Genomic DNA, 12,546 nt, shown 5'->3' with positions numbered 1-12,546 from the left:
TCCCGTCCTTATTCATCCGATTGGCGTGACAGGTCCCCGCCTAAGATGCCAACCCTGAAGAACCCCGGTTCGCCCCGCTAATGGGGCGTCTTGTCAGCAGGGAGATTGCCAGATGATTGACAGACTTGATGCGGCGCTACGTTTCCAGCAGGAAGCGCTGAGCCTGCGCAACCAGCGGCAGTCGGTGATTGCCTCGAACATCGCGCACGCGGACACGCCCGGCTACAAGGCGCGCGACTTTGATTTCTCCAGCACGCTGGCGCAGACCGTGGAGCGCGGCCACCGCAACGAGGGCATGTCGCTGTCGACCACGTCGGTGCGCCACCTGCCCGCGCAGGCGCCCGGGCGCGAGGAATTCGACCTGGCCTACCGCATCCCGCTGCAGTCCAGCGTGGACGGCAACACCGTGGAAATGGATACCGAACGCGTGGCCTTTGCCGACAACGCCGTGCACTTCGAGTCCGGCCTGACGGTGATGAATTCCAGGATCAAGACCATGCTGGCGGCAATCCAGCAGTAACGCAGGAGCGAACCCATGCCGGCAATGAACATCTTCGACGTCGCGGGCTCGGCCATGGCCGCGCAGTCGCAGCGCATGAACGTGACCGCGTCCAACCTGGCCAACGCCGACAGCGTGGTCAGCCCGAACGGCCAGGCCTACCGCGCCAAGCAGGTGGTGTTCGGCATGGCGCCCACGCCGGGACAGACCGATATCGGCGGCGTGCAGGTACAGGGCGTGAGCGAGGATCCGTCGCCCCCGCGCATGGTGCACAACCCCACGCATCCGATGGCCAATGCGCAGGGCTATGTGGTGATGCCCAACGTCAACCCGGTGGAGGAGATGGTCAACATGATCTCGGCCTCGCGCTCCTATCAGGCCAACGTGGAGGTGCTCAACACCGCCAAGAACATGATGCTCAAGACGCTGACGATCGGCCAGTGACACGCGCCGGCCCATCACGGCAACGGCTCCATCCGCACCTCGCACACAAGCAACTGACATGACCACCACCCCGCCGGTAGGCAGCAACACGCAAGGCATCAACGACGCGCTGAAGAGCGGCAGCGCCAGCGCGTCCGAGCTGCAGAACAACTTCCTGACCATGCTTGTCACGCAGATGAACAACCAGGATCCGCTCAACCCGATGGACAACGCGCAGCTGACCTCGCAGCTGGCGCAGATCAGCACGGTCAGCGGCATGCAGACCATGAACGCGACGCTGTCGCAGCTGCTGGGGCAGGTCAGCGCCAGCCGTGCGATGGATTCGGCGGCGCTGATCGGCCGTACCGTGATGGTGCCGGGCAAGCAGGTCTCGGTGGAAGGCGGCGTGCCGGGCAAGATCGGCATGGACCTGCCGTCTACCGCGGATGCGGTCACCGTCGACGTGCTCGACAAGGACGGCAACGTGGTGCGCACCATCGACATGAAGGGCCAGACCGCGGGCGTGCACAACATCGCGTGGGACGGCAAGAACAACGCCGGCGTGGCGGTGGCCGACGGCGACTACACCTTCAAGGTGAGCGCCACCGCCAACGGCACCTCGGTGCAGCCGGTGGCGCTGGTGTACGGCAAGGTCGAGAGCATCAGCGGCGATGCCAGTGGCGTGCTGGTGGACCTGGGCGACGGCCAGACCGCCAACGTCGACGACGTGCGCCGCATTCTTTAATACGCAGGTGCCGGCAGCGCGGGGGCGCCAACCGGCTTCAACCATAGCCTAGATAAAAAGGAAGCAATCATGGGTTTCGGTCAAGGGGTAAGCGGCCTGAACGCCGCCGCGTCCAACCTGGACGTGATCGGCAACAACATCGCCAACGCCAACACGGTTGGCTACAAGCAATCGGCCGCGCAGTTCGCCGACGTCTACGCGGGCACCAAGATCGGCCTGGGCGTGCGCGTGAACTCGGTGGTGCAGTCGTTCAACCAGGGCAATATCGAGGCCTCGGGCCGGTCCCTGGACGTGGCCATCACCAACGGCAACGGCTTCTTCCGCATGACCAGCCCGGAAGGCGCGGTCTACTACTCGCGCAACGGCCAGTTCCAGCGCCAGGAAGACGGCCGCATCACCAATATGCAGGGCTTGCAGGTGACGGGCTATCCGGCCGGCGTGGCCGGCGGCGCGGGCGTGCAGCCGCAGCCGCTGGTGATCAGCAACGCGCAGATGGAGCCGCGCGCCACCAGCAGCATCACCGCCAAGTTCCAGCTCGATTCGCGCGCCACCGTGCCGACGCAGGCGTTTGCCAGCGCGCCCGGCGTGCCCCCGACCAGCAACATGTTCAACTACAGCACGGCGATCAACGTCTATGACTCGCTGGGCAACAAGCAGCAGCTGATGGCGTACTTCGCCAAGTCGGGCGCTGCGCCCACCGTGCCGGGCGGCACCGACTGGCAGATGTACATCACCGACGTCAACGGCAACACCGTGGGCGGCGCGCCGGTCACGCTGTCGTTCGACAACGCCGGCGCGCTGCAGGCGCCGGGCGCGGGCGCGGTCACGCTGACCCAGCCGGCGGCCAACGGTGCCCAGGCCATGGCCATGCGCCTGGACCTGACCGGCACCACCCAGTTCGGCGCCGACAACGACGTCAAGCAGCTGAGCCAGAACGGCTATACCTCGGGCAGCCTGCTGGGCTTCTCGGTCAACGGCGACGGCACCATCACCGGCAACTATTCCAACGAGCAGACCAAGCCGCTGGGCCAGATCGTGATGGCCGCGTTCGGCAACGTCGAAGGCCTGAAGCCCGAGGGCGACAACGTGTGGTCCGCCACCGGCGCGTCCGGCCAGCCGCTGCTCGGCGTGGCCGGCGGCAGCCTGGGCACGCTGCGCTCGAACGCGGTGGAAGCCTCCAACGTGGACCTGTCCGGCCAGCTGGTCAACCTGATCGTGGCCCAGCGCAACTACCAGGCCAACGCGCAGACCATCAAGGCGCAGGACACGGTCATGCAGACCCTGGTCAACCTGTGACCGCCACGCTGAGCTGAGCCGCCGCCATGGACCGCATGATCTACACCGCCCTGTCGGGCGCCAAGCAGATACTCGACCAGCAAGCCGCGGTATCGAACAACCTTGCCAACGTCTCGACGCCGGCGTTCCGCGCCCAGGTCAACCTGTACCGCGCGGTGCCGGTAGTGGGGGCGGAGGCCGGCACGCGCGCCTTTACGCTGGCGTCCACGCCGGGTGCCGACATGCGCGCCGGGCCGCTGACCTACACCGGCCGCGCGCTCGACGTGGCGCTGCAGGGCAACGGCTGGCTGGTGGTGCAGGCGCCGGACGGCAGCGAGGCCTATACCCGCGCCGGCGCGCTGCAGGTGGCGCAGGACGGCCAGGTGCAGACCCTCTCCGGCCTGCCGGTGATGGGCGACGGCGGTCCGCTGGCGGTGCCGCCGGGCTCGCAGGTGACGATCGGCACCGACGGCACCATCACCGCGCGCGGCCCGGGCGAAGCCTCGGCCGGGCTGGCGCAGGTGGGCCGGCTGCGCGTGGTCAACCCGCCCAACGACGCCATCGCCCGCGGCGATGACGGCCTGTTCCGCCTGCGCCCCGGCGCGCAGCCGCTCGAGGCCGACCCCACCGTGCGGGTGATCTCGGGCGCGCTCGAAGGCAGCAACGTCAACCCGACCGAAGCCATGGTCGAGATGATTGCCAATGCGCGCCGCTTCGAGATGCAGATGAAGATGATCCAGGGCGCCGACGGCAACGAGCAGCGCGCCAACCAGCTGCTCTCGACCAACTGAACCGAATGACCGGCCGGCACGGCGTTGTCGTGCCGGCCCACAGCACCCACCAAGGACCCACATGATCCGCTCTCTCTGGATTGCCAAGACCGGCCTCGATGCGCAGCAGACGCAGATGGACGTGATCTCGAACAACCTGGCCAACGTGTCGACCAACGGCTTCAAGCGCGGCCGCGCGGTGTTCGAGGAACTGATGTACCAGACCATCCGCCAGCCCGGTGCGCTGTCGTCGGACCAGACCACGCTGCCCTCGGGCATGCAGCTGGGCACCGGCGTGCGCCCGGTGGCGACCGAGCGCATCCACACCCAGGGCAATCCGCAGCAGACCGGCAATGCCAAGGACGTGGCGATCCTGGGCCAGGGCTTCTTCCAGGTGGCGCTGCCCGACGGCACCACCGCCTATACCCGCGACGGCTCGTTCCAGGTGGACCAGAACGGCCAGCTGGTCACGTCCAGCGGCTTCGTGATCCAGCCCGCCATCACCATCCCGGCTAACACGCTGTCGATGACCATCGGCCGCGACGGCACGGTGTCGGTGACCCAGCCGGGCTCCAGCGCCAACGTGCAGGTCGGCCAGCTGCAGCTGGCCACTTTCATGAACCCGGCCGGCCTGGAAAGCATGGGCGAGAACCTGTACGTGCAGACCGATGCCTCGGGCGCGCCCAACACCACCGTGCCGGGCCTGAACGGCGCGGGCGTGGTGCAGCAGAACTATGTCGAGGCGTCCAACGTCAACGTGGTCGAGGAACTGGTCAGCATGATCCAGACCCAGCGCGCGTACGAGATCAACAGCAAGGCGGTGCAGGCCTCCGACCAGATGCTGCAGCGCCTGGCGCAACTGGGTTGACTGGTGTGAACATGGCCACCTTGCTTTCCCGCCTGGGCGCGCGTGCGCTGGTTTGCCTGGCCGGCGTGGCAATGCTGGCCGCCAGCGGTTGCGCGCTGATGCCGCGCGAGCCGCTGGTGCAGATGCCGACCACGGCGCGCGCCGAGCCGCGCCCGATCGGCCCGGCATCCGGCTCGATCTATCAGTCGTCGTACGCCGGCAATCCGCTGTTCGAGGACCGCCGCCCGCGCAACGTGGGCGACATCCTGACCATCCTGATCACCGAGAACGTCAACGCCAGCAAGAACTCCGGCACCAACACCAGCCGCAGCGGCAACGCCGCGCTGGCGTTCGACTCGGTGCCGCGCGCGCTGGGCGGCCTGTTCGGCACCAGCCAGAACGCCAACATCAACGGCGCCAACACCATGAAGGCCAGCGGCGGCGCCAGCGCGGCCAACACCTTTAACGGCACCATCACCGTGACCGTGCTGGAAGTGCTGGCCAACGGCAACCTGGTGGTCTCCGGCGAAAAGCAGATGGCCATCAACCAGGGCGCCGAGTTCATCCGCTTCTCGGGTGTGGTCAATCCCCGCACCATCACCGGCGACAACGCCGTGCTGTCGACGCAGGTCGCCGATGCGCGCATCGAATACACCGCCAAGGGCGTGATCGACGAAGCGCAGAACATGGGCTGGCTGCAGCGCTTCTTCCTCAATGTTTCTCCGTTCTGACCGCGCCATGTCTGCCCAGATGCTCGCTCGTTTCCTGTCCCGCCTGCTGCGGCTGACCATGGTCAGCCTGGCGCTGGGCGTGGCCTTCGGCGCCTTTGCCACCGGTGCCAAGGCCGAGCGCCTGAAGAACCTGGCCACCTTCCAGGGCGTGCGCGACAACCCGCTGGTCGGTTACGGCCTGGTGGTGGGGCTGGACAACACCGGCGACCAGACCATGCAGACGCCGTTCACCACGCAGAGCCTGACCAACATGCTCTCGCAGTTGGGGATCACGCTGCCGGCCGGCAAGAACATGCAGCTCAAGAACGTCGCGGCGGTGATGGTGACCGCATCCCTGCCGGCCTTCGCGCAGCCCGGCAGCCAGCTCGACGTGGTGGTGTCGTCGATGGGCAATGCCAAGAGCCTGCGTGGCGGCACGCTGCTGATGACGCCGCTCAAGGGGGCCGACGGCCAGGTCTACGCGATCGCGCAGGGCAATATGCTGGTGGGCGGCGCGGGCGCGTCGGCCAACGGCAGCAAGGTGCAGATCAACCAGCTGGCGGTGGGCCGCATCGCCAACGGCGCCATCGTCGAACGCGCGGTCGCGCCGTTCCAGCCCGATGGCGGCGTGCTCAACCTGGAACTGAAGGACACGGATTTCAGCACCGCCGAGCGCGTGGTCGAAGCCATCAACCGCAACATGGGCGGTGGCGTGGCCGCGGCGCTGGACGGGCGCGTGGTGCAGGTGCGTGCGCCGGCGTCGCCGGCGGCGCGCGTGAGTTTCCTGGCCCGCATCGAAAATATCGACGTGACGCCGGCGAAGGCCGCGGCCAAGGTAATCCTGAACGCCCGCACCGGCTCCATCGTAATGAACCAGGCGGTGACGGTGGAAGACTGCGCGGTGGCGCACGGCAACCTGTCGGTGGTCATCAACACGCAGCCGGTGATCAGCCAGCCCGCGCCGTTCAGCGAGGGGCAGACCGTGGTGGCGCCAGTGTCGCAGATCGACATGAGGCAGCAGGGCGGCTCGCTGCAGATCGTCAAGGCGGGCGCTTCGCTGGCCGCCGTGGTCAAGGGGCTGAACGCGCTGGGCGCGACCCCGGCCGACCTGCAGACCATCCTGGAAGCGATGCGCGCGGCGGGTGCGCTGCGCGCCGAACTGGAAGTGATCTGACCATGAGCGGCATCAACGGTGGCGCGATGCCTGCGACCGGCGCCGACCTGACCCAGCGCTTCGCGCTGGACACGCAGGGCTTCGAGGCGCTCAAGCACAGCGCGCGCGGCGGCGCCGACGCCAATACGCTGCACGCCGTCGCCAAACAGTTCGAGGCGGTGTTCACGCAGATGGTGCTCAAGAGCATGCGCGACGCCACGCCGCAGGACGGCCTGTTCGACAACGAGCAGAGCAAGCTCTACCTGTCGATGATGGACCAGCAGCTGGCGCAGCAGATGTCGTCGCGCGGCATCGGCCTGGCCGACGTGATGGTGCGCCAGCTGGCGCGCGCCACCGGCACCGCGATGCCCGCCGGCATGAACGCGCTGACGCCGGCCGAGGCCGGCAAGGCCGCCGATGCCGAGCTGGCCAGGCTGCTCGACAGCCGCGGCGCCGGCGCCATGCCCGCCGACGCCGGCGAACAGGCCGACCTGCCCGCCATCGGCACCATCGTCGCGGGCCAGCAATGGAATCCCACCGCGGGCCTGCGCCAGTACCAGCCGCAGTCCTACGCGGACCACGGCCAGGGCGAAGACCGGCTCGGCCGGCTGCCCGACGATGCGCCCGCGCACGTCAGCGCCTTCGTCGCCCGCATGGCCGGCCCGGCCGAAGCCGCTGCCCGCGCCAGCGGCGTGCCGGCACGGCTGATCGTCGGCCAGGCCGCGCTGGAATCCGGCTGGGGCCAGCGCGAAATTGCGCACGCCGATGGGTCGACCACGTTCAACGTGTTCGGCATCAAGGCCGGCCCCAGCTGGAAGGGCCGCGTCGCGGAAATCACCACCACCGAGTACATCGACGGCCAGCCGCAGAAGGTGCGCGCCAAGTTCCGCGCCTATGGGTCGTACGACGAGGCTTGCGCCGACTATGCGCGCCTGCTGACCAGCAACCCGCGCTACGCGGGCGTGGTCAGCGCGGCCAGCGCCGAGGACGCGGCGCATGGTTTGCAGCGGGCGGGATATGCCACGGATCCGGCGTACGGGCACAAGCTGGTGAAGATCATGAAGAAGGTGGCGGCTTAGGGTCAAAGCTTTGCTTGAAGCCGCCGGCCGCATCCTTGCCTCGGCGTTTCAAATTCCCGCTTGTGTACTCCCTCTCCCGCTTGCGGGAGAGGGTTGGGGTGAGGGCGGGAGCATCTACGAAGTGCAGGCCGTCGCTATTGCCGCCGCCGGCCCTCACCCCCGCCCCTCTCCCGCAAGCGGGAGAGGGGAGCAAACCGCCGCACCGCAAGCGGCAGTGCGTTCCGTTTCATTCCCAGCCTAAAGTCCCACCCCCCGCTAGCCGATAACTTCCCAATACCACCCCGCCGCCCCTCACCGCGGCAGTCCCACCAATCCCGGACCAGAGCACCATGTCTCTCTTCAGTATTGGCCTCTCCGGCCTGAACACCGCGCAGAACGCGCTGACGACGACGGGCCACAACTTTGCCAACTCGGCAACCGAAGGCTACTCGCGCCAGAACACCATCGTCGCGTCCGCCGGCGGCCAGTACACCAGCCAGGGCTTCTACGGCTTCGGCTCGAACACCACCACGGTGATCCGCGTCTATGACGAGTTCCTGACCGGCCAGCTGCGCGGCGCCACCTCGGCCAGCGCGTCGCTGGCGATGTACTCGGACCAGATCAGCCAGATCGACAACCTGCTCGCCGACCAGAAGGGCGGCCTGGCGCCGCTGATGCAGAAGTTCTTTGCCGCGGTGCAGGCCGTGGCCGACACCCCGGCCGATCCGGCCGCGCGCCAGGGCATGCTGTCGGCGGGCCAGGCGCTGGTGGGACAGGTGCGCTCGGCCAGCAACTACTTCAAGCAGCTGCAGGCCGGCGTCAACGAACAGGTCGGCACCGCGGTCACGCAGGTCAACGCGTACACCAAGCAGATTGCCAACCTGAACCAGGAAATCACGCGCCTGAAAGCGGCCTCGGGCGGCCAGCCGCCCAACGACCTGCTCGACCAGCGCGACCAGGCCGTGGCCGAGCTGACCAAGCTGGTCGGCGCCAAGGTGGTGGTGCAGGACAGCGGCACCTACAACGTCTTCGTCGGTAACGGCCAGCCGCTGGTGATGGGCAATGACGCCTATGAACTGAAGGCCGTGGCCTCGGCGGCCGACCCCAACCGCACCGTGGTGGCCTACACGCTGCCCTCCGGCGCCGTGATCGAGAGCGAGCCGGGCGCGCTTACCGGCGGCTCGCTGGGTGGCCTGCTGCAGTTCCGTACCGAAACCCTGGACCCGGCGCAAAGCGCGATCGGCCGACTGTCGCTGGCGATCGGCGCGAGCTTCAATGCGCAGCACCAGCTCGGCATCGACCTGAACGGCGCCGCCGGCACCGACATGTTCAAGCTGGGCGGCGCCACCACCATCCCCAACGCCAACAACACCGTCAAGACCACGGTAGCCACCGCCACCATCAGCAATGCGTCGGCGCTGACTACCAGCGACTACAAGCTCCACTTCGACGGCACCAACTACACGCTGACGCGCCTGTCCGACAACCAGCAGGTGGTCACGCCCGTGCCCGCCGGCGGCGCCACCTACCCGCTGCAATTCAGCGCCGACGGCTTTACCGTCGAGATCAATGCGGCGATGGGCACCAACGATTCGTTCACGGTGCAGCCCACCCGCAACGCCGCCACCGGCTTCGACATGGCGATCAGCGATCCCGCCAAGATCGCGGCGGCATCGCCTGCCTACATCGAGGCGACTGCCGGCAACAAGGGCAACGCCACCGCGTCGCTGAGCAAGGTGGCGCCCGGGTTCACCCCGCCGGCCGGCAAGATCACCGCCGAGTTCGACGGCACCAATTACATCTTCAAGGTCGGCGGCGTGGCCATGGCGCCGCAGCCGGTGGGCGTGCCCAACGGCAGCAATACCGATTTCACCCTCAACGGCCTGACCTTCAGCTTCGGCGGCACGCCCGCCGCGGGCGACAGCTTTACGCTGGGCAGCAATGCCGGCGCGGTGAAGGACAACGGCAACATGCTGGTGCTGGCCAAGCTGCAGAACGCCAAGACCATCGGCGGCGTGTCCAGCTTCAGCGAAGCCTACGCGCAGCTGGTCAACGATGTCGGCACGCGCGCCAAGTCGGTCAAGATCGCCTCGGCTTCGCAGGACAGCATCACCACCCAGATCAAGACCGCGCAGCAGTCGGTGTCCGGCGTCAACATGGACGAGGAAACCGTGTCGATGCTGCGCTTCCAGCAGCTGTACCAGGCCAACGCGCGCGTGATCCAGACCGCCGGCACGCTGTTCGACACCATCATCGGCATCGGCCGCTAAGCGCCGCGCCACCCCGCGTCAGAAGAGGTAACCCAATATGCGCGTTGCAAGCTCCACTCTGTACCAGCAAGGCCTGGCTTCGATGAACTACCAGCAGGGCGCGCTGATGCATATCCAGCAGCAGCTCGGCACCGGCCGCTCCATCCTGACTCCGTCGGACGATCCTGTCGGCGCCACGCGCGCGCTGGGCGTCAGCCAGGCGCAGGCCGTCAACGGCCAGTACGCCACCTCCCGCAACCAGGCCAATGTCGCGCTGGCCGCGGAAGAGAACGCGCTGCAGTCCGTCACCACCATCACGCAGAACATCCAGACCCTGCTGGTGCAGGCCGGCAACGGCACCATGAGCGATGCCGACCGCGGCTCGCTCGCGACCGCGCTGGAAGGCCTGTACAACCAGCTGCTGAGCCTGGCCAACTCCGACGACGGCAACGGCCAGTTCCTGTTCGGCGGCACCCGCTCGGGCAGCGCGCCGTTCACGCAGAGCGCGGGGGCCAGCACCTACATCGGCGACAACGGCCAGCAACTGCTGCAGGTCGACGTGGCGCGCCAGATGCCCGCCGGCAACACCGGCCGGGAAGTCTTCATGAGCGTGACCGGCGGCGCCGGCTATGTGGTCAAGGGCGACCCCGCCAACACCGGCACCGCCACCTTTGGCACGGTGTCCACCACCGATCCGAGCCACCCGCTGTTCGGCCATGCGCTGCAGATGTCGTTCACGGCCAACGCCACCGGCCAGATCGAATACACCATTACCGACACCTCGACCGGCACCACCCCCGCACCGGTGGTGACCGGCCCGGTGCCCTACACCTCGCCGGCGCAGATCGAAGTCGCGGGCTTCAGCTTCAACGTCACTGGCACCCCCAAGGCCGGCGACACCCTGACCATGCAGCCCGCCAGCGAGGCCGGCACCGACATGTTCGCCAACTTGCAGACCGTGATCGACACGCTGCGCCAGCCCGCCGCCTCCGAAAACGACCGCGCCCACCTTGGCAACGTGCTGTCGACCGCCGTGCGCCAGTTCTCCAACTCGCTCGACAACGTGCTGACCGTGCGCGCGTCGGTGGGCTCGCGCATGAACGAGCTGGATGCGCTGGACGACGTGGGCGCCAACCGCGACCTGACGTATTCGCAGACGTTGTCGGGGCTGCAGGACCTGGACTACGCCAAGGCGATTACCGAGTATTACCAGCGGCAGGTGGCGCTGCAGGGCGCGCAGCAGTCGTTCATGCAGATCCAGGGGATGAATCTGTTCAAGTATTTGTAAATCGTGAAGGGGGCCAGCAGGCACGCGTGCTTGCGTGTCCCCGGGAACAGCGTTTGGAAAACTGCCAATCGAGTATTTGTCAGATACCGATTGATGGGCCGAAAACCGCGCTTAACCCGGAGCCCGCCAAAGACGATAGAGGCTCGCCTGCCCGGGAGGAACGACTCGAGCGGTGGTGGTCAGGATTGTCCCGGAGAGATGGACGAGACCTCCTCACCCCTGTAACCTAGACAAGGGCGCGTCTGATTTGCAAGGTGCCGCTCGAACCAGTCGCCCGTCAACGTCGCAATTTCCGCCAATGCTTTTCGGTCATCAAATCCGCAGCCGCTGGCCGGAACCAGGTTCAGTTGTCGAGGACAATGCATCTGTTCGAAGGCACGCTGATGGATGCGAATGCTCTCCGCAGTGCCGCTTGCGCACATCAGCAAGGTAGGCGTCTCTAGCCGCTGCAATGCGGCGCTGCCGGCCAGATCGATTCGCCCTGCAACGCAGGCGAGGGCGCCGAGTTGTGAAGGGTGGTCCGCGGCCGAGCGCAAGGCCGGCGCGGCGGCGGTGCCGGCACAGAGCAGCCCAGCGGGCAAGCCCGCAAAGGGCGTGCTGGCACGCAGGAAGCTCAGGGTCTGGTCCAATCTCGCCGCCAGGTCATCGAGGGCCGAAACCTGGGCATTGTCGACGCGGCCGTCAGGCTGCAGGTCTACCAGCATCGTGGCGAGTCCTTTTGCGCGTAGCTTGCGTGCCAGGTATTGGCTACGGGCGGCGCGCCGTTGGGCGTCGCCGGCATGCACCATCACCGCGACGCCGACGGGATTGGGAGCGGATTCGAGTATGGCCCGCAGAGGCGTTGTCCCATAGGGAATCAGCATTACCTTGCTCAGCGCGGGGACGCTTGGCACCGCACCCGGCCCGGCGCGGCGCGGGGACTGCGCTGATGCCATGCCTGTCAACTGCCGGACCTGGTCATCACTGACCAACCGGAACTCGCGATAGAAGTGAGCCAGGCTTTCGATGCGGTCTGGCGTATCCAGGCAGACGAGTTCATCGGCCAACGCCCGCACCTGGTCCAGCCCGGCCCTGGTGGCGATCGGCAGGGCACATATCAGCCGCGCGGGGTGGCGCTTGCGCAGGCTGGCGAGCGCGGCATGCATGGTTGCGCCGCTCACCAGGCCGTCGTCGACGACGATCACCACGCGGCCGCCCGGCTCCGCCGGCTTGCGAACCGGCGTATAGACCGCGCGCTGCCGGCACAACTGGTCGAAGTGGGCGCCGCGCAGGCTGCCGGTGTTGCTGTCCGCGTGCGCGTCGTTCGTATGCCAGGTCTTGCCAGTGCCGTCCAGCGCCACGCCCGCATCGATCCGGCGCGCCATCACCAGGTCGAAGTCAGCGCCCAGGGCGTCGGCCACGACGCGCCCGACCGGCACGCCGCCGCGTGGAATCGCCAGCACCAGCGCGCCGGTTTCGCGATAGGGGCGCAACGCCGAGGCCAGTTCCACGCCGGCATGTTCGCGGGACAGGAAACGAGTCTGATATCG

At 67.6% G+C, this 12,546-nt stretch carries 12 protein-coding genes; 11 read left to right on the top strand and 1 reads right to left on the bottom strand.

Features of this window, described 5'->3' with window-relative positions; translation table 11 throughout:
• Positions 1 to 112: 112 nt before the first annotated feature.
• The 11 genes from flgB to flgL all read left to right on the top strand — a co-directional run bounded on the left by flgB (position 113) and on the right by flgL (position 11,017).
• Positions 113 to 520 carry a flagellar basal body rod protein FlgB gene (flgB, locus tag MKD50_RS18230; RefSeq protein ID WP_112774630.1) on the top strand — a complete coding sequence of 136 codons (408 nt, stop codon included), beginning with the start codon at positions 113 to 115 and terminating at the stop codon, positions 518 to 520.
• A 15-nt stretch (positions 521 to 535) separates the two neighbouring features.
• Positions 536 to 943, top strand: coding sequence for a flagellar basal body rod protein FlgC (gene flgC / locus MKD50_RS18225; RefSeq protein ID WP_115699518.1), 408 nt, complete (start codon positions 536 to 538; stop codon positions 941 to 943).
• Between the two features lie 58 nt (positions 944 to 1,001).
• Positions 1,002 to 1,667: a flagellar hook assembly protein FlgD gene (flgD, locus tag MKD50_RS18220; RefSeq protein ID WP_240071493.1), complete on the top strand. Its 666-nt coding sequence runs from the start codon at positions 1,002 to 1,004 to the stop codon at positions 1,665 to 1,667.
• 69 nt (positions 1,668 to 1,736) lie between these two features.
• On the top strand, positions 1,737 to 2,963 hold the full coding sequence (flgE, locus tag MKD50_RS18215; RefSeq protein ID WP_252668075.1) for a flagellar hook protein FlgE: 1,227 nt from the start codon (positions 1,737 to 1,739) through the stop codon (positions 2,961 to 2,963).
• Between the two features lie 26 nt (positions 2,964 to 2,989).
• Positions 2,990 to 3,733: a flagellar basal-body rod protein FlgF gene (gene flgF, locus MKD50_RS18210; RefSeq protein WP_115682272.1), complete on the top strand. Its 744-nt coding sequence runs from the start codon at positions 2,990 to 2,992 to the stop codon at positions 3,731 to 3,733.
• Between the two features lie 61 nt (positions 3,734 to 3,794).
• The gene (gene flgG / locus MKD50_RS18205; protein ID WP_012355134.1) at positions 3,795 to 4,580 is read left to right on the top strand and encodes a flagellar basal-body rod protein FlgG; all 786 of its coding nucleotides are present in this window, start codon (positions 3,795 to 3,797) and stop codon (positions 4,578 to 4,580) included.
• Positions 4,581 to 4,591: 11 nt separating this feature from the next.
• A complete protein-coding gene (flgH, locus tag MKD50_RS18200) occupies positions 4,592 to 5,290 on the top strand; it encodes a flagellar basal body L-ring protein FlgH (RefSeq protein ID WP_115699521.1) in 699 nt (232 codons plus the stop codon).
• A 7-nt stretch (positions 5,291 to 5,297) separates the two neighbouring features.
• Positions 5,298 to 6,443 carry a flagellar basal body P-ring protein FlgI gene (locus tag MKD50_RS18195; RefSeq protein ID WP_305882075.1) on the top strand — a complete coding sequence of 382 codons (1,146 nt, stop codon included), beginning with the start codon at positions 5,298 to 5,300 and terminating at the stop codon, positions 6,441 to 6,443.
• Between the two features lie 2 nt (positions 6,444 to 6,445).
• A complete protein-coding gene (gene flgJ / locus MKD50_RS18190) occupies positions 6,446 to 7,501 on the top strand; it encodes a flagellar assembly peptidoglycan hydrolase FlgJ (protein WP_252668074.1) in 1,056 nt (351 codons plus the stop codon).
• A gap of 329 nt (positions 7,502 to 7,830) precedes the next feature.
• Positions 7,831 to 9,750 carry a flagellar hook-associated protein FlgK gene (flgK, locus tag MKD50_RS18185; RefSeq protein WP_252668073.1) on the top strand — a complete coding sequence of 640 codons (1,920 nt, stop codon included), beginning with the start codon at positions 7,831 to 7,833 and terminating at the stop codon, positions 9,748 to 9,750.
• Between the two features lie 37 nt (positions 9,751 to 9,787).
• Positions 9,788 to 11,017, top strand: coding sequence for a flagellar hook-associated protein FlgL (gene flgL, locus MKD50_RS18180; RefSeq protein ID WP_252668071.1), 1,230 nt, complete (start codon positions 9,788 to 9,790; stop codon positions 11,015 to 11,017).
• A 179-nt stretch (positions 11,018 to 11,196) separates the two neighbouring features.
• Here flgL and MKD50_RS18175 read toward each other — a convergent pair whose 3' ends face one another.
• Positions 11,197 to 12,507: a phosphoribosyltransferase gene (locus MKD50_RS18175; RefSeq protein ID WP_252668162.1), complete on the bottom strand. Its 1,311-nt coding sequence runs from the start codon at positions 12,505 to 12,507 to the stop codon at positions 11,197 to 11,199.
• Positions 12,508 to 12,546 lie beyond the last annotated feature (39 nt).

Source organism: Cupriavidus mimosae, from assembly GCF_023952485.1.
Classification (GTDB): Bacteria; Pseudomonadota; Gammaproteobacteria; order Burkholderiales; family Burkholderiaceae; genus Cupriavidus; species Cupriavidus taiwanensis_C.
This window is presented reverse-complemented; position numbering and strand designations above follow the sequence as displayed.